At 59.1% G+C, this 17,149-nt stretch carries 21 protein-coding genes; 7 read left to right on the top strand and 14 right to left on the bottom strand.

Annotation, left to right across the window (positions count from 1 at the left end):
- Window positions 1-12 precede the first annotated feature (12 nt).
- Window positions 13-1,191: a Rid family hydrolase gene (locus tag PPRO_RS03935; protein ID WP_011734746.1), complete on the bottom strand. Its 1,179-nt coding sequence runs from the start codon at window positions 1,189-1,191 to the stop codon at window positions 13-15.
- A 269-nt stretch (window positions 1,192-1,460) separates the two neighbouring features.
- Complete coding sequence (locus PPRO_RS19295; protein ID WP_011734745.1) at window positions 1,461-2,396, bottom strand: helix-turn-helix transcriptional regulator; 936 nt, start codon at window positions 2,394-2,396, stop codon at window positions 1,461-1,463.
- A 767-nt stretch (window positions 2,397-3,163) separates the two neighbouring features.
- On the opposite strand from PPRO_RS19295, the gene PPRO_RS03925 reads away from it, so the two are divergent.
- From PPRO_RS03925 to PPRO_RS03910, 4 genes are all read left to right on the top strand, one after another.
- Window positions 3,164-3,781 carry a DsbA family protein gene (locus PPRO_RS03925; RefSeq protein ID WP_011734744.1) on the top strand — a complete coding sequence of 206 codons (618 nt, stop codon included), beginning with the start codon at window positions 3,164-3,166 and terminating at the stop codon, window positions 3,779-3,781.
- A 195-nt stretch (window positions 3,782-3,976) separates the two neighbouring features.
- A complete protein-coding gene (locus tag PPRO_RS03920) occupies window positions 3,977-4,291 on the top strand; it encodes a YbaB/EbfC family nucleoid-associated protein (RefSeq protein WP_011734743.1) in 315 nt (104 codons plus the stop codon).
- Window positions 4,292-4,327: 36 nt separating this feature from the next.
- Entirely contained in the window at window positions 4,328-5,095 is a 768-nt protein-coding gene (locus PPRO_RS03915) for a prepilin peptidase (protein ID WP_011734742.1), read from the top strand.
- A gap of 245 nt (window positions 5,096-5,340) precedes the next feature.
- Window positions 5,341-5,928 carry a class I SAM-dependent methyltransferase gene (locus tag PPRO_RS03910; protein WP_011734741.1) on the top strand — a complete coding sequence of 196 codons (588 nt, stop codon included), beginning with the start codon at window positions 5,341-5,343 and terminating at the stop codon, window positions 5,926-5,928.
- Between the two features lie 249 nt (window positions 5,929-6,177).
- On the opposite strand, the gene PPRO_RS03905 is transcribed toward PPRO_RS03910, so the two are convergent.
- The 12 genes from PPRO_RS03905 to PPRO_RS03855 all read right to left on the bottom strand — a co-directional run bounded on the left by PPRO_RS03905 (window position 6,178) and on the right by PPRO_RS03855 (window position 14,276).
- The gene (locus PPRO_RS03905; RefSeq protein WP_011734740.1) at window positions 6,178-6,684 is read right to left on the bottom strand and encodes a flavodoxin; all 507 of its coding nucleotides are present in this window, start codon (window positions 6,682-6,684) and stop codon (window positions 6,178-6,180) included.
- Window positions 6,685-7,042: 358 nt separating this feature from the next.
- Window positions 7,043-7,168, bottom strand: coding sequence for a hemin uptake protein HemP (gene hemP / locus PPRO_RS03900; protein WP_041532118.1), 126 nt, complete (start codon window positions 7,166-7,168; stop codon window positions 7,043-7,045).
- Window positions 7,169-7,271: 103 nt separating this feature from the next.
- The gene (locus PPRO_RS03895) at window positions 7,272-7,496 is read right to left on the bottom strand and encodes a ribbon-helix-helix protein, CopG family (protein ID WP_041532117.1); all 225 of its coding nucleotides are present in this window, start codon (window positions 7,494-7,496) and stop codon (window positions 7,272-7,274) included.
- Window positions 7,497-7,721: 225 nt separating this feature from the next.
- Complete coding sequence (locus PPRO_RS03890; protein WP_232286688.1) at window positions 7,722-8,474, bottom strand: HD-GYP domain-containing protein; 753 nt, start codon at window positions 8,472-8,474, stop codon at window positions 7,722-7,724.
- 32 nt (window positions 8,475-8,506) lie between these two features.
- The gene (locus tag PPRO_RS03885; RefSeq protein ID WP_011734737.1) at window positions 8,507-9,256 is read right to left on the bottom strand and encodes a GGDEF domain-containing protein; all 750 of its coding nucleotides are present in this window, start codon (window positions 9,254-9,256) and stop codon (window positions 8,507-8,509) included.
- Between the two features lie 141 nt (window positions 9,257-9,397).
- Complete coding sequence (locus PPRO_RS20560; RefSeq protein WP_011734736.1) at window positions 9,398-9,532, bottom strand: hypothetical protein; 135 nt, start codon at window positions 9,530-9,532, stop codon at window positions 9,398-9,400.
- A 4-nt stretch (window positions 9,533-9,536) separates the two neighbouring features.
- Window positions 9,537-11,723, bottom strand: a complete 2,187-nt coding sequence (gene feoB, locus PPRO_RS03880) for a ferrous iron transport protein B (RefSeq protein ID WP_011734735.1) — start codon at window positions 11,721-11,723, stop codon at window positions 9,537-9,539.
- Window positions 11,720-11,950 (bottom strand): FeoA family protein, encoded by a 231-nt coding sequence (locus PPRO_RS03875; RefSeq protein ID WP_011734734.1) that lies wholly within the window; start codon window positions 11,948-11,950, stop codon window positions 11,720-11,722. The genes feoB and PPRO_RS03875 overlap by 4 nt, the downstream gene beginning before the upstream one ends.
- Entirely contained in the window at window positions 11,950-12,210 is a 261-nt protein-coding gene (locus PPRO_RS03870) for a FeoA family protein (RefSeq protein WP_011734733.1), read from the bottom strand. Before PPRO_RS03870 ends, PPRO_RS03875 begins: the two co-directional genes overlap by 1 nt.
- A gap of 19 nt (window positions 12,211-12,229) precedes the next feature.
- Window positions 12,230-13,039 carry a transporter gene (locus PPRO_RS03865; protein WP_011734732.1) on the bottom strand — a complete coding sequence of 270 codons (810 nt, stop codon included), beginning with the start codon at window positions 13,037-13,039 and terminating at the stop codon, window positions 12,230-12,232.
- Window positions 13,040-13,241: 202 nt separating this feature from the next.
- Window positions 13,242-13,556, bottom strand: a complete 315-nt coding sequence (locus PPRO_RS03860; protein WP_011734731.1) for a DUF2325 domain-containing protein — start codon at window positions 13,554-13,556, stop codon at window positions 13,242-13,244.
- 39 nt (window positions 13,557-13,595) lie between these two features.
- Window positions 13,596-14,276, bottom strand: coding sequence for a DUF3793 family protein (locus PPRO_RS03855; protein ID WP_011734730.1), 681 nt, complete (start codon window positions 14,274-14,276; stop codon window positions 13,596-13,598).
- 629 nt (window positions 14,277-14,905) lie between these two features.
- Here PPRO_RS03855 and PPRO_RS03850 point away from each other — a divergent pair.
- From PPRO_RS03850 to PPRO_RS03840, 3 genes are all read left to right on the top strand, one after another.
- A complete protein-coding gene (locus tag PPRO_RS03850) occupies window positions 14,906-15,133 on the top strand; it encodes a ribbon-helix-helix protein, CopG family (RefSeq protein WP_041532115.1) in 228 nt (75 codons plus the stop codon).
- Window positions 15,134-15,303: 170 nt separating this feature from the next.
- A complete protein-coding gene (locus PPRO_RS03845) occupies window positions 15,304-16,065 on the top strand; it encodes a TerC family protein (protein WP_011734728.1) in 762 nt (253 codons plus the stop codon).
- A 58-nt stretch (window positions 16,066-16,123) separates the two neighbouring features.
- Window positions 16,124-17,068: a Tim44 domain-containing protein gene (locus PPRO_RS03840; protein ID WP_011734727.1), complete on the top strand. Its 945-nt coding sequence runs from the start codon at window positions 16,124-16,126 to the stop codon at window positions 17,066-17,068.
- The last annotated feature ends 81 nt before the right edge of the window (window positions 17,069-17,149 follow it).

Raw genomic sequence — 17,149 nt, 5'->3', positions numbered from 1 at the left:
GCGACGCTTTTGTCAGAAGTTGGCGAAGGACGGATTCGCCGCATCCGAGATGGCAATGCATTCCACCTCCACCAGCCAGCCGGGACGGCAGACAGGCGCCAGCGTCACGATGTTCGGTATGTTCCGGTAATTTTCATCCAGATAGGCGTTGACCGTTTCGCTGTCAGAGGGATCCCTCAAGTAGACGATCATCTGCGCCACGTTTTCCATTCCGGCGCCGGCGTCCGCCAAGAGCGCCATAATGTTGACAAAGGTACGGTTGAGCTGCCTGACAACGTCATTCCGGTGCATGATCTCCCCTTTGTGGTTGATGCTTGCGGTTCCGGAAATAAAGATGTGCTTTCTGTCGCCAAACGCCACACTGGTTCCCCTCTCGAAGGTTACGCCGTATTCGTGCGTCGGGTTCAGGAAGTCGGGGGCCTTGAGAAACCCGATCTGGCCGTGCTGAACACCGCCGATGGAATAGGCGTCCAGCAGTACGCAGACGCCCGGATCGGCATGCCGCCCCTCGATTCCGGTGCTGGCGATATAGTGCGTATCCCAGGTCATGTTCACCGTTTCAAAAAACCGCCGTCGGGCGTCCACGACTCCGGAGTAATTGGAATCGATATCCTTTACGAACAGCCAGGTCCTGACGCAGTTCTCCTTGAGGGAATACCCCTTCCCCTCCAGGGAGTGGCTCAGCTTCGTAAAGACGGCGCCGGCCTGGTCGAAGGATTTGGTTGAACAGTTGCCGGAGACAAGCTGCGTACTCCAGATATGTTCGTACCCCCCCCGCGTAACAACCAGATCGCACGCAGGCGTGGCCCTGAATTTCGAAAGACAACCCCGGTTGCCGTCGTCTATGACATACGCCCAGACAGCGATCTTCCCGCTAGCCGCGGGAGGTTGCTGAACTATTGAAACAGCGCAATCGCCAAAGACCGAGGTGACATAATCCACAATAAAGCTGAGCTCTTCTGCCTGGTTGGCGTAATCGCTGAGAAAGAACCGGGTGAACACGACGGAAGAATTCGGGATGCCGTGCGCGGAGAGATACTCGGTTACGGCCCCCAGGATATCCTCCATCTGGCCGCTGAAGGCTTTCTGATTGTCGGACACCGCCATGAGATGGAGCTCGGAAACCCGGTTCCGGCAGAACGAGGAGGCGGTGATCCTTACGGTATCCTGTGTCACGGAATGGTAGTGCATGATCGTTGATTCCTTTATTCTCGCCGTCCCGGACCGCAGCCCCCGCGAAAGGAGCGTGCCCGATGTCGCGGTCGGCGGCCATGGTGCGCACGCTCCGCAGCCCCCGCGAAAGGAGCGTGCCCGGCAACCGGACGGTTTCTTGACTGTATGCGACGATTCTGGCAGCGAGCTTATCCCCGTCCGCCGGTGCGGCAACCGCGCCCACCCCACGCTCCCACCTTATCGGTTGCCGCAATTGCTTTCGAAATTCAAAATCATGTTTAACCTGTTTACACCATCTCGGCGCAGAGTGCTAACGCGTGCAGACCATAAAGTAACGCTACAAGCCTCACCATAGTTTCCCGGCGGACTCTGGATGGGACAATTCCAAAACGCGCTTCGAATATCTTTGCGAAATGACTGAAATTATTGTATCCGACCTCCAGGGCCACCTCGGTGACCCGTAATCCTTCGTACCGCAGGAGGCACATGGCCCGCTCAAGCCGCAGATTCCGCAGATAGGCAAAGGGAGGTACTCCCCGGATGCGACTGAACGCCTGTTTGAAGCGGGTCGCGCTCATACCCACCTGGGTCGCCAGCTCTTCCAGCGACGGCGGATTGTCCATACTCGCCTCCAGTAATTTGCAGGCCGCGTCGACGGCGCTCTTTTCCCGGTCCGCGCTCGGAACGCGGCTGAGTTCGCGGGAATGGGCGATCTGGCGCAACAGATCCAGGGCCCCGGACATAACCGGGAGCAGGTTGTCGGGACGGACGGAATGGGCCAAGATATCGGCGGCGGTCCGCAGCATCTGAGGAGTGGCAGGAATGGTGAGCGCCGCCGCTCCCTGCCGTTGCAGCTCGTCCGCTTCACGTCGGAGCCGCCCTGTCCCGAACAGTTCCGGAGACGCCAACCGGATGAGCAGCCGCCCCCCCCCGCTGTCCTGCGAGCCCTCGTTGAGCCTCATCCCCCGCGTCAGATAGCGCAGGCTGCACCGTTCCTCGCCGGCAAGCTGCTGCAAATGACATCCATTATCGTTTACAACACATTCCTGCAACTCCCCCTCAAGCATGAAGATCACCTGCCAGTGGTCTTCGGTGACCACCTCACACCGGATATCGCCCCTGCTCCGCGCCGACTGAACAAGTTCAACCTGAAGCGTCTGCAATGCCCAGCAATTCCGGGCCGGAGAAAACCACGACAACGGGACCGTATTTCCATTCTTCATCAATGTCCCTCCTTCCAACGCCGTCATCACGGGCGGATGACGGAAAAAAGTGTCCCGGCATCACCAACCGTTCACGCACCATCGAAGCTTTCCGGTAAAAACAGCGGAACACGCACGACAACCGCTTGATGCGGCATGAAACCGCCGGACATGCCGAGCCCCCTGAAAAGGAGTACGTGGCCGATGTGTATGCTGGTGTGGATCGTTGAACCTAAAAAAGCAATTGACCAGGTGAAATCACGAAGATCGGGAAGAAAACCGAATGGGTAGACAAGGCACTGGAATCACCTGTTCGGTGAAGGGTGATTATGTACAACCATTTGATTTCTTAGCGTCTTTGCGTGAGATGGATTGCCGTTATTTAGGTCGATTAGTCCGCTGAACGTACGGTGATGCCCTGTACGCCGTCATGAGAAGGGCTGGCTTGTACCACCGGAAGCGGCGGTAACGGCTGGCTGAAGACTGTGGCGGTTCCATCCGGATATGACCGGACGGTTCTTTCTAGCACTTTTTTACGCGACTGTCATTATGATTTTGAATTTCTATTGCAATAACCCGGAGATGCTGGTAAATCTGTAACTTCATGGCCATGCAAGCAACGGGGCGCCCAGCCGGAAACCGGAGGGCAACACCAGAAATTCCGTTACATTTCCAGAGTTTGACGACGTTTTTTCTGACAAATCGGCCGCCGGATCGGAACTCACTCCCCCCCCACCAACCGAAACAGTCAAAACCCCGGCTCGAATATTCATTTCAAGAGGAGATCTATGAACTCAAAACTGAGACACCTTGTACTTGTCGGCGCATTGTTCGCCATCGGGCTGGGAACAGCGCTCCTCGGCGCCGGGAAAGAGGCTGATGCCGCCGGACCGGATCTGTTTCTCGGCAAGAAAACCAGCGCGACAACGGTCTATTTTGTCAATGACTGGTTCTGTCCCGTCTGCATCAGAACCGAACCGGTCATCGAAAAGATCTATCCTACGATAGCCGGATCGGCCAGAATCGGTTTTGTCGATTTTCCGATCCATGGGGAAACGACCAACTTCACCCCCTATAACACCTATTTTCTGACCCATGAAAAGGGCAAGTATATCGCCATCCGCAAGGCGCTCTCCGCGCTGACGCGCAAAACAAAAAAACCGTCCCACGGCGAGGTAAAGGCTGCGGTAGCGCCTCTTGGCGTAAAGCTGCCCCAGCTCAAAACCTCGGACACGCTTTTCGGGTTGCAGTCCAACCTGATGGTCTACCGGGGCTACGACGTCACCATGACCCCGACGGCCGTGGTGACCAATTCGAGAACGAAAAAGACCAGGCTCCTGGCCGGTAAAAACCGGATCAGCGAGCTGTCCATCAAAACGGCGATCGCCCAGGTGGAGAACAGGTAATTCCGGCCATACCGGAATTCTCCCGAACGAGCGGATGGTTTGGGAGAAACCATGGGGGCAGGAAACCTGCGACATGCGGATAACAGCGGGATGGGCGGGCAATTTTGCCCACATGCAGGCACGTCATCCCGATGAGACCGCGCCTGACGCGCAAAGCCGACTACGTGCGGCACACTACATTTTCAGGAGGAAACAATGGCAAAAGGTATGACAAACATTTTGAAGCAGGCCCAGATGATTCAGGCCAAGATGTCGAAACTGCAGGAGAACGCGGCAATGAAAACGGCCGAGGCAACCTCCGGCGGCGGGGCAGTCACCGTTGCCGTCAACGGCAAGAACGAGATACTGTCGCTGTCGATACAAAAACAGGTGGTTGATCCGGAGGATGTGGAGATGTTGCAGGATCTGATCCGTGCGGCGGTAAATCAGGCGCTGAAAAAGGTTCAGGATGAACTATCGGGAGAGATGTCCCGCATAACCGGGGGAAGGAGCATCCCGGGGGTTTTCTGACGGATTGTTCCGTTGGAATCGGTGTAAAGGTTTTCCATGACGTCACAGTTCTATTATTCCATCATTGTCTTTATCTTCGGAGCCGTGACCGGTTCATTCCTCAATGTCTGCATATGCCGCATGCCGAAGGACGAATCGGTCGTATCGCCCCCCTCCCATTGCCCAACATGCATGTACCGGATCCGCTGGTACGACAATATTCCCCTGGCCAGCTATCTGCTGCTCCGCGGCAGGTGCCGCGGCTGTGGCATCCGTATCCCCATCCGGTATCCGCTGGTCGAGCTGGGTAACGGGCTGCTGGCACTGGCGCTCTTTCTCCGTTACAGCCTTTCCCCGACATTCGCTGCCCTGTTCCTGTTCTGTTCGGCGCTGCTGGTGATCACCTGCATCGATCTGGAGTACCGGGTCATCCCGAACAAGATATCATTGCCGGGAATCGTTATCGGCTTTGTCCTTTCCTTTTTCCTCCCCTGGCCCGGGTGGCTGAATTCGCTGCTCGGCATTCTGGCGGGGGGCGGCAGCCTGCTGCTGGTGGCCTGCGCCTACGAGTGGCTGACCGGCAGGGAGGGGATGGGAGGAGGCGACATCAAGCTGGTGGCCATGATGGGGGCGTTCCTCGGTTGGGAAGCCGTCCCGTTCATCATCCTTGCCGGCTCCCTGGCCGGTTTGCTGGCAGGGGGCCTGCCGATGCTGATCAGGAGGCGAGACTCCGGCCAGGCCATTCCCTTCGGCCCGTACCTTGCTTTCGGAGCGCTGTTTCACCTCTTCCTCGGTCTCAGGATACTGAACCGGTATCTTGCGTAGGGCGGCTTCCGTAAAGGGTAGAATTCCAGGGCAGACGTATCATTCCGGGACGCCTGAGGGACAAGTGCTTGCTGATGTGCCATTACCGGAATTGGCGCGATAACAGGGAACGTTCCCGCTTCGCTCCTCGGGAGAGCCGTGCGAATGTTCCTCCGTCACAAAAGTGACCCGCATACCAGGTTTTCGATTAACAAAAGCCGACATGAATCTCATGTTTTGGCAAAAACGACTCAAGGGAGAGAAACATGAACACTATGAGCTCTGAGCAGCCGGAGACGAATAAACATGGCGTTTGCCCCTGGTGGATGGCCTACGCTTTCGATAACCCGCTGCGCCGCCTGATGCATCCGCCCGCCAGAATTCTCGGCCCGTACGTACAGGAAGGCATGACGGCGCTGGACCTTGGGTGCGGCTTCGGTCATTACTCCCTGGGCATGGCGCGGCTGACAGGCAAAACCGGGAAGGTGGTCGCGGTTGACGTGCAGCAAAAGATGCTGGACAAAACCATGGGTCGTGCCCGCGGGGACGGGCTGGCCGACATCATCCAGCCGCTGCTCTGCGACGGCCATGGAATCGGGCTGCCACTGCGACTGGATTTCGCCCTGGCCTCCAATTCGCTGCACGAAACACCGGACCCGCGGAGGCTGCTTTCCGAACTGTTCGGCATGCTTTCCCCCGGCGGCCTGTTCCTGTTGATGGAGCCCGGCGTTCACCTGAGACAGGAGGAATTCGAGGCAGAGGTCGCCATGGCCGGAGCAGCCGGTTTCATCGAGGTCGACCGTCCCCGGGTCATCCGCCAGAGGTGTTCCCTCCTGAAAAAAACCGCGCCATGAGCTGGGAACGGGGCTAATACCGGCCGAAACAAAAGAGAGCCGACGAAAAAAAACGCCCCCGCCCATGCACAGGAGCACCCTGTTCAACCCCCGGCCCTACCGGATACGGCTTCACACCTGCTGAAATCCTCCAGCGGAGAAGGCTCACGGATAAAGAACCCATGGGCCGCGCGCCCCGTGACTAAATCACGGCATGGGCGAGCGGTACCGGGAGGGGGCAACACCCACTCCCGGCACGCTTTCCTCTGCTTACAGCCACTGAGTGTCAAGCTGCTTCAACCAGGTTCTGATACGCCCTTCCGTTTTGTCCGGCTCCGTGTCTTCATCCAGGGCCAGCCCGACAAAATTGCCGTCCACACATGCGGTGGAGGCGCCGAAGGAATACCCTTCGGACGGCCACTGCCCGATGGGCATGACGCCACACGACAACAGCGTCTCGTACAGTGTTCCCATGCCGTCAAGGAACGTCTCGGAATAACTCTGCTGGTCCCCCAGGCCGAACAGGGCGATCTGCTTTCCCTTCAGGTCGGCACTCTTCAGCAGCGCCAGCTTTCCGTCCCAGTCGTCCTGCAGCTCTCCCAGCCCCCAGGTTGATGCCCCCAGGATCAGGTTCCGGTAACGGTTGAAATCCTCCACCCCGGCCGATGCTACGTTGATCAGGTCGGCCCGATCCTCTCCCAGCAGTTCCCTGATCGACTGTGCGACGTTCTCCGTATTGCCCGTGGTTGAACCGTAAATGACTGCGACCTTTTCCATGTAATTCCTCCCGGTTGTTGGTATGCGTCGAAAGCGGTGTCCCTGTTCCGGCGCGAGTGGGCGGAAGCGCTCCGGCAGGCGATGACCCACCGAAGCACCGCTCCCGCGTGACCGTTCACCAGCCGCCCCGAGACCGGAACGTATCTACGGAAACGGGTGAGGCACAGGTGCGTTGTTGTTCGTTCTCTTGTCAAAAATTAGCTGGCTACCAAACCGTGGAGGGGTATGAGTGGCTGGCTGTATGAAAGGGATGCGCATCCGGCACGAAAGCCTGAATGCAGGTTGCGTAGCATAGGGAGCCGCGGAGATCGGGAAAACCGCCGTACCGTCGGCCGGAGACACTGACCGGACCGCCGCGCTATTTCGTCAATATCAACCTGTTGTTGACGGTGATTCTCAGGAGGTATTCCTTGCCGTCATGGATAATAACAATTTCACGATCCTCGCCCAGCAGTTCGCGGCTCGTAACAATCCGCTTTTTCATGGTGGGTTCTCCTCCGCTTTTTCATGGACAACAGCGCCGTCCGGCGTCGCGGCAAACCTGCCGTGCTTCGCTTCCCCTCTGTCGCTGCGCGCGAAGAGCAGGCTCACTCCAGGCAGAGCCTGCGGTGCTTCTTACTCCAGAGGGTAACCGCCTCGCGCATGATGTCGGAAATGCTCCTGCTCGTGGCAAGCGACAGTCTTTCCAGGGATGCCTTCTGAGGGTCGTTGATTCGCAGGGATATCATGTGGTGCAGCTGTTCCCTCTTCCGCGCGCCTTTACGCCGCGATTTCCGTCCGCTGGTTTCCCGTGCATGTTGTGCCTGTTCCATAGTGTGGATTCCTTTCTCGTATCGTAATCTGCGTGACGGCGCGGCACAGCCGGCCCGCCTCGCGGCAACAATTCCGACCGACCGGAAACAACCGGATTTCCCCGGCCGGTCGGAATTGTATTTGTTTCTGATAGGTGTCTCCGCGGCGACGACCGTTTTTCCCCTGCCACTTCCGTTTTGTCTGCCCGCTCCTTCCCGCAACGGGAGAGGAACAGGCAGGGGAAATTACAGCACATGCGGGAGAGAGGCGCTCTCCTGAAGAAGCATCTCGCCGGGGACAAACAACCCGTGAGAAGGAGGCTCGTAGGGAGAGCAGGCCGAGACGGCGAGTTCCTCGGCGGCGTCCAGACATCCGGCAACCTTTTTCCGGTTTTTTTCCAGAACCTTCACCACCACCGGATCAAACTGGGAACCGGAACAGCGCCGGATTTCGGCACAGGCCAGGTCGAAGGAGCATCCCGCACGGTAGGAGCGGTTGCGCAGGAGCGCCGAGAGGGTGTCGGCCACCGCCACGATGCGAGCGCCGCGGGGAATCTGGTCGTCCCCCAGGCCATCGGGGTAGCCTTTGCCGTCGAACCGCTCGTGGTGACGCAGGATTATGTCGGCCACCCCTCCCGGACCGTTCAGGGCCGGCACCGGCCGCACGATCTCCGCCCCGATTCCGGGATGCAGCCTCATCCAGCGCCACTCATCTGCGTCCAGGGGGCCTTTTTTTTTCAGCACGACATCGGGAATACCGATCTTGCCGATGTCGTGCAGGTGTCCGGCGATGTGAATGACATCTATCTCCTCCCGGGAAAACCCCATGGCATGGGCCAGCACGCAGGAAACCTCGGCCACATCCCGGGAATGGCGGTACAGCTGGGAATCACGGGCATCGACCGCATTGCCCAGCGCCTCGGCAAGATGATGCAGCGACGTGAAACTGTCGAGGCTTTCCCCCCTGTTCCGCATGCGCTTCTTTTGGTTGCGTTTCATAACAAAAAGCGACGTTGTCGCCCGTACCATATTCAACATAGGCACACCCTGTTCCTCCCCCCCTGCTTGGCGCGGTACAAGGCACAATCGGCATCGACGATCAGTCGCTCCAACGGTCTGCCGGGAGGAAGACAGGCGCAGCCGATGCTGACCGTAACGGCTCCGCGTTCGTTGAACGGCGGAAATAGCGCCGAGGCGATCCGCTCCCGGAAACGTTCGGCGATCTTCAGCGCCTCTTCCTTCAGCGTCCCCCTGAGCAGGATCAGGAACTCCTCCCCCCCCCAGCGACAGAACAGGTCCGAGCGCCGCAGCCCCTGACGGATGAGCGAGGCGAAGGACTTGAGAACATCGTCACCCGACGTGTGACCAAAGGTGTCGTTGATGCGCTTGAAGTGGTCCAGGTCGGCCATGAGCAGCGCCAGAGGGAGCCCCAGACTGGAAAAGCGTTCCACCTCCTGGCGCACGACGGTCCCGGCTGCATGGCGGTTGAAGCAGCCGGTCAGGTTGTCGTAGTGGGCCATGTCCCGCAGGTGAAGATAGGCGCTCTTCAGCGGCCTGACCCTTATGTGAGCGGCGCAGGACGCCCCCATTGCCAGGCGCATGCCCTCCACCCGCAAGACCAGCTTCCTGGTAATCAGCGGATCGAAGTGCAGAAGATCCACCAACCTTCCCTCACGGAACCCCATGGTGCGCAACTGCCGGTATTCGGGGAATACGTCGCTGATGGACATAATTTCTGCCGCCTCCCCCACGAACATCTCATCAACGTATATTTCTGACATGGTATTCTCTCTTCCCGCGTGTCCTGAAAAAGCGGTTGTTCACGCGAAGCCGCGAGGCACGCGAAGAAAAACTATTTTGATTCTTTCGTCTTCGTACCGCTCAGCGGGACAGTTCACTCCGGCATTCCGGGAAGCCCCGGCTCAGCGGTGCTTGCCGGAGCAGCCGTTCCCGGGGCAGCCGGGGCATGTGCCCCGGCTCTTCCACAGGGAGCGGTAGAGCAGCCACAGGGCTGCCGCCAGGATTGCCAGCATCAGCATCAGGTCCGTCCCCCCCATACCGCTACCCTCCCAATCCCAGAAGGCGCCCCCCCTGGTAGATGATCACCGCCACCACCCAGGCCAGCACCGTCTGGTAGAGGAAGCCGACCCCGGCCCATTTCCAGGTCCCGAACTCCTGGCGCATGGCGATCCCCACGATGACACAGGGCATGTACAGGAGCACGAAGGCCATGAAGGCATAGGACGAAAGGGGGGTAAAGGCAGCGGACAGAGCCTGTCTCAGGGAGGGGTGATCCTCCTCCGGCTCCTCGTCACCCGGGATGAACAGGAGTGTCGTGACCGCCGTTTTGGCCGCACCGGCGAAGGAGACGACGATCTCCTTCAGGTCCTCTCCCAGGGTGGGAGTTTCCTCCTTCTCTTCGTGTTTGGGGGTATAGACCTCGCCCATGGTGCCCACCACGATCTCCTTGGCGATGACGCCGGTGATCAGCGATGCCGAGGCTTCCCAGGTTCCAAAGCCGGCCGGCTCGAAGATCGGGGCGATGGCGGCCCCCGCCTTGCCCAGATAGGAGTCACGCTTCTGCTCCACGCCCCACGGGAGGTTCAGCATGAACCAGACCAGGACGGAAACGGCCAGGATATAGGTGCCGGCCTTGTAGAGGAAGTGCTTCCCCTTCTCCCAGGTATGCAGGCAGAGACTGGAGAAGGAGGGCATGCGGTAGGGGGGCAGTTCCATGATGAACATGGGCGCCTCGCCCCGGAAGAGGGTCTTCTTGAAGATGAATCCCATCAGGACCGCCAGCAGGATACCCAACACGTACAGGGACCAGATCACCGTGCCGGAGTTATCCGGGAAGAACACCCCGGCGAAAAGCACGTACACCGGCAGCCGCGCGCCGCAGGACATGAGCGGGATCAGCAGCGCGGTCAGCACCTTGTCCCGGGGATTCTCCAGAGTACGGGTGGCGTAGATGCCCGGCACGTTGCAGCCGAACCCCAGCAGCATGGGGATGAAGGATTTTCCGTGCAGGCCGATGGCGTGCATGGCCCGATCCATGACAAAGGCGGCCCTGGCCATGTAACCGCTCCCCTCCAGGAAGGTGATGAAAAACATCATGGCAAAGATCACCGGCACGAAGACCAGCACGAAACCGACCCCGGCGATGATGCCGTCGTTCACCAGAGAGACGGTCCAGTCCGGCGCGCCTATCCCTCCCAGGAGCGTTGCGGCCCAGCGCTTAAAGGGGCCGTTGGTCATGGCATCGATCCAGTCGCCAAAGGGGGAGGAGAGGTCGAAGGTCAGTTTGAACAAAAGCCACATGGCCACCAGGAAAATCGGGATGCCCAGGAAGCGGTTCAGCACCACCCGGTCGATGCGCTCGGTCATCTCCAGATTGCGCTGCTCGGTGCGCTGCACGACCTCCCGGGCCAGTCCGGTGGCCAGGGAATAGCGCACGTCCGCCAGGAGCGCCTCCAGGTCCTCGCCATGGGCGCGCCGCAGATGCTCGAAGGCCTCCTGGGGCAGGGCCGAGGCGGGCAGGTTGGCATCGGCGCGCACCCGCTCATCCCCCTCCAGCAGCCTGAGGAGAAGCCAGCGTTCGGGAAAACTCTCCACAAGGGCCGGATGCAGCAGCAGCAGATGCTCCCGTATGCATGCCAGCGCCCTCTCCATGTCGTCGCCGTAGTTGAGCGTGCGCGGCCGCCTGCTATCCGGAGCTTCGGCGTACTCCCCCAGGGCTTTCTGGAGCGACTCAAGCCCCGTGCGCCTGGTGGCGGAGGTGGGGATAACCCGGATCCCCATCATCTGCTCGATCCCGTCACCGTCGATGCGGTACCCCTTTGCATCGGCCTCGTCGGACATGTTCAGCGCCATGACCAGCGGAATGCCCAGTTCCAGGAGCTGCACCGTCAGGTACAGGTTGCGCTCCAGATTGGTGGCATCCACCACGTTGACGATCAGGTCCGGCTTCTCATGCACCAGGAAGTCCCGGGCAATGATCTCCTCCTGGGTATAGGGGGAAAGGGAGTAGGTTCCGGGCAGGTCCACCAGCCTGATCTTCAAACCGTCCAGTTCGAACAGGGCCTCCTTCTTCTCCACGGTCACGCCGGGCCAGTTGCCCACCTGCAGGCGGGTACCGGCGATGGCGTTGATCAGGGTAGACTTACCCACGTTGGGGTTGCCGGCAACGGCAACGGTGAGGACCCTTCTTCCCTCCCCCCGGCTTTGCCTGGTGTCGGTCATGCTCATGGCGACACCTCCACATGAATCCCCTCGGCTTCCTTCTTGCGCAGGGAGAGGCGATACCCCTTGATGCTCACCTCCAGAGGGTCGCCCAGGGGCGCCACCTTCTCCACCCTGACCCGCTCGCCCGCCAGAATCCCCATGTCCATCAGACGCCGCTTGATCGGGCCGGCCGCTGTATCGATACGGGCAATCGTTCCCTCCTGCCCCGGTTTCATGACTGCCAGTTGCATCAGTCGTTCCTCCTGACCGTTATTTTCATCGCCATGCGACGATCCAGAGCGATACGGGAGTTGTCCACCAGCACCAGCAGCATGTTCCCCTCGTTGCGCAACATTTCAATTCGTTTACCGACCCGGAGTCCCATCTCTTCAGCCCGGGTCACCGTCCCCTCCCCATGGGAGTGATTTCCATCCCCACAGGTACAGTTACCGCAGTGGCCGATCTTCACGATCTCACACTCTTCTCCCGCGCTCATCAAACCAAGCATCATGACCATCTCCTCCCTTTACTCAGAACTTCAGCACGATCCCGTACAGCGCAGCCACGTCGTCCTCGGGCTTGGTCAGACCGACCTTGACGCCCAGATCCACATCCAGATACTCGTTCACTTCGTAACGAAAACCGGCCAGACCATAGACGAGAGGTGTACTGGTGGAGGTATCGCTGTTACGGGAAACACCGAAGTCAAGCATTCCGGTGAGTTTGGGAACAAGCTCCGCCTCACCGGCAACAGAGGCGCTCCACAGGTCGCTGCGGCTCCCCGCCTTGTCTGCCGTGCGATAGAAATGGTGCTCATACCCAAGATTCCCGTGCAGCGCGTATGCACCGTCGGCGAATTCCTTGGTGGCGATCAGGGTGACACCGGGCTGCCAGTGTCCCTCGGACATGCTGCGCCTTCCGGTGGGAAGATACAGGGTCGGCTTCAGGGTCAGCGCCAGGTCATTCTGTTCAAAAAAGACGTATTTCAGTTCGAAGAGCGCATCCCCCACTCCCTCGGTGGAACTGGTCAACCCGCCATCTTCATAACTCCGTGCGCTGAAGGCGTAGGGCAGAGCCAGGGAGACCCCCAGGTTCTTCAGCAGGCCGGTTGTCAGCTTGACCTCACCGTCAAACAGATCGCTCTTAACCCTGACACCATCCTCGCGCTCGCTGTCATGGGCGTAGGAGCCGTTCAGTTCCACCTCCAGGTGCCCCACATCCACGATGCCGGCATCGTCGGTCACCAGTGGCGGTCCGGCAAACGCGTTTCCCGCACCCACAACAAGACATCCGGCCACAACCATCTTCGCGCACAGCTTACCAGCTACCCGTTTTTCCATTTTCGTTCCCCTTTTTTGTACTATGAACCACTCGACCGACGAATCGGCCGTCCGTTCCTCTCCACACATCACCCAATCAAACCGGCGTCCCACCACCGGAACCGCTCCGCCCCCCAACCAGCGGGAACGGTACAAAAACTCCATGTACACCCACCGCCATCCGTGTCCACCACAACCTCCCCACTACGCGGAACGCGGTGCTTCACGAACAACGTCCGCCGGACGAAGCGTCGCTCACTATTTTTAGGCAATTCAGGCACTCCCGCAGGGTACACAGACCGCAGGCGTGATGCATGAATACCGGTATACCATGGAGCTTCGCGGCCTTTTTCGCCAACCGCCTGCCGTTGTGGGACACCATGTTGGTAAAAATGATCATCGCGTCAGCTCGATAGAGCTTGTCGGCCATTTCCGCCCCAGGTTCGTTGAACAGTCGCAACTCAACCCCCATCCGTTCCGCTGCCCGCAGGTAATGTGGGCCAAGCCGCCGCACGCCACCAATCACCGCAACACACATATATTTCTCCTTTTCTGGACTTTGATATCCATTATCAAATTATGGACACAAAAACGACTCAACCGAACGGGAGGACGACACGACGCACTCCAGAGCCGAAGACGTTGCCGCCAGACGTTCCGCCATTCCCCGACGACAGGCCCGGAAACGCTCCGCCAGACCCAGGCTGGCCCGGGGATCGCCATACATTTTCCACGGCCCCTGGCAGGCGAAAGGAAGCCTGATCCAGCCCATGAAGGCGGCCACATCCTTGAGCGGATACCCGAGAAATATGCCGATTTCATGGGGAAACGTCCCGGCATTCATCCGCTGCTCCAACTGGTCCAGAGCATGCTCGGCACTAAACGGTTCCTGATATCCCGCCTTGCGCAACAAGCTGGACACATCGCGTCGCGCCAGAAATCGGGAAAAATCATCGGGAACAGAGAGGAGCAACTGAAGAAACCCGGCACCTCTGCGAATCTCCCGCGCCGAGAGACAGGTACGTTCCATCAACTCAGCCCCATGTTCCAGCCAGAGGCTATGGAGGTTGCGGCCGCAGGCCCGGGCACGATCCGGCACACCGATGAGTACCGAAGGTTTTTCGCCAGCCAGAACCTCCGCAGCCTCCAGGGCGATGAATGCGGCCAGACAGTCCATTCCCGAAGGGTAGCGATGAGCGATCCAGAGCCATGATGGTCGCTGTCCATGGTATTCCGCGAAAGCCGTTTCTCTGTCCATCGGAGTTCCTCCCGTTCGCACCGGATATTTGAATTTGAACTTTGTTTTCAATATCATTCTTCCGCTGCACTGTAAAGCTTTTTTCTCACATTTCCTCACCATAGTGGTATGACAACTTTATGGTATGACAAATTTTATATGAATCATAAAAATCCGTTGACTTTGGTTGCGCTTCATCCTATGGTACAGTGCATAAAATAAAGGGGAGTAGCTACCGGCCAGAGAAATGGCCGGCCCCAGGCCCGTCAATACGGCAGACGCCCGGGCAGGGGACGATACATATCGCAAGCAAGACCTTTATCCAGAGCACTGCGCTCCACGGGTAAAGGTCTTTTTATTTTTACCCTGGCTCAGCAAAGGGATGCCGGAGGTAGCAACCATGCTTTTGTCAATACATTTTCACGACAGCACCACACCGAACGGGAAAGGCCCTTCAGACCTCTCCTTCCCCCCGAACTACGCGTTGACCACCACACCACCCACCACCACGGAACAGGTGTATACTTGCTGTATCGACACCTCTTCACAGCGACCTGGACCGTGAGGCCCGCATGAGACATGGTACAATCCATGCATCATGCGCTGGAGGGGCAGAGCCCCGTACAACAAAAAAAATCAAGGAGACTCATATGTCACACGCAACCACCAAGAAACAGATAACGAAAGAGCCCAAGGCATCCCGCTCGAAAAAGAACAAGAAAGAGCAACTGCAGAACATCATCTCCCTGCGCATCAGCGACAACCAGAAGATGATGCTGGAGAAACTTTCCAAGACGACTTCCAAGAGCATCTCCGACATCATGAGGGAGGCGGTCAACCTCTGGAGTGCCAAACGTCGCAAACTCTGCCTGGACTAGGCACCCCCCATCCGAAAACCCCACCCTCCCCCTCGCGGCGAGGGTGGGGCCCCCGTACATACGAACACGCAATCATGATCTGAAATGAACGTGACACGGTCGCCGGCAAGGGGATAATCTCCGGGCCGTTCATCGGCCGGTTCACTGCATAAATCAGGAGACGCAACTGAATGGAATGGCTGACAGACCCCCAGGTTTGGTTGGCGCTGGTAACGCTAACTTCGCTGGAAATCGTTCTGGGCATCGACAACATTATCTTCATCTCCATCCAGGCCGGAAAACTCCCCCGAGAGTTGCAAGAGAGGGCCCGCCTGGTCGGTCTCGGTCTGGCAATGTTCATTCGCATCGCCCTGCTCTTCTCCCTGACCTGGCTGATGGGGCTCACCGCGCCGCTCTTTTCCTTGCTGGGTAACGAGATTTCCGGCCGCGACCTGATCCTGCTTTCGGGCGGACTGTTTCTGCTCTGGAAGAGCACCATGGAGATCCACGAGAAACTGGAAGGCGATGAAGTGGTCGCGACAAAGAGCGTCGGCACCACCTTCGGCGCGGTGATCGTCCAGATCCTGCTGCTGGACATCGTTTTCTCGCTGGATTCGATCATCACCGCCCTGGGCATGGCCAACAAACTGGCCGTCATGGTCGCCGCCGTCGTCATCGCCGTCGGTTTCATGATGTTGTTTTCGGGGAAGATCAGTTCCTTCGTGGAAAGACACCCCACCATCAAGATGCTGGCGCTCAGCTTCCTGCTGCTGATCGGCGTGGCGCTGATCGGCGACGGCTTCGACATGCACATCCCCAAGGGATACATCTATTTCGCCATGGCTTTCTCGGTCATGGTCGAGATGCTCAACCTGCGCATGAAGCGCGGGATGCCGGTGGTGCTTCACCAGCCCCACCTGGAGGGGGCGGAACCGGGAGAAGGCGACCGCTGACTCCGGCCAGAACCCTCCGCGGCCCAGTCGCGAACGACATTATCAAGGAGATTTGTGGATGAAACGACATGTAATGAAATTCTTTGCCTTGGCCGCCATGGTCATGTTCCTGGGCATCACCATCATGGAGCAGACGGCCCACGCCAGAGCCGGTGGAGGGCGTTCCTTCGGCAGCCGCGGTTCACGAAGCTTCTCCCGGTCAACTCCTCCGCTGTTTCGGCCGAGCCAGCAGCGCCAGCAGTACAACACCACCACCCCCAATCAGCAGCGCTCCTCGGGCGGCTTCCTGAGGAGCATGGCCGGAGGCATCATGGGGGGCATGCTGGGAGGCATGCTGTTCAGAAGCCTGGGCTTCGCCGGCCCGGGCGGCATGGGAGGCGGCATCGGCATCTTCGAGATCATCCTCCTGGCCGGCATCGCCTACCTGATCTACCGCTTCGTAAAAAAAAAACAGCCTGAGCTAGCTCCCGGCGGTTACAATCAGGCGGGATACCAGGCAACCAGCGTGCCGCCCCCCTATGGCGCCGCCTATCAGGAGAGCCAGCACGACGGGCAGGGAGCGGACGGCGGCCTGGACCATATCCGCCAGATGGATCCCGGATTCGACGAAAACCGCTTCAACGACATGGCCATGGACACCTTCTTCAAGATCCAGGGAGCATGGATGAACCGCGACCTGGCGCCGGTTTCCACCCTGTTGACCGACGAGATGAGACGGGTCTTCCAGGAGGATCTGGACGGCTTGCTGCGGGAGCGGCGGACGAACCGCCTGGAAAACATCGCTGTCAGGAAGGTGGATATCAGCGAAGCCTGGCAGGAGTCGGGCCAGGACTACATCACCACCCTGATCTACGCCAACCTGCTGGATTACACGACCGACGACGCTAGCGGCATAGTGGTATCAGGCAGCAAAACAGATCCGGTCAAGTTCGAGGAATACTGGACCTTCACCCGGCCCATCGGCGGCACTCCCTGGCGCCTGTCGGCGATCGCCCAGAAATAACCACCACTGAACACACGGGGCGTCCCACAAGGACGCCCCTTTCACGGCACAATCCATGATGCGACGCGGAGCAGTCGCCTG

Source organism: Pelobacter propionicus DSM 2379, assembly GCF_000015045.1.
In the GTDB taxonomy this organism is placed as follows: domain Bacteria; phylum Desulfobacterota; class Desulfuromonadia; order Geobacterales; family Pseudopelobacteraceae; genus Pseudopelobacter; species Pseudopelobacter propionicus.
Note: the sequence above shows the minus strand (reverse complement) of the source record. Positions and strands in the feature narration are given on the sequence as shown.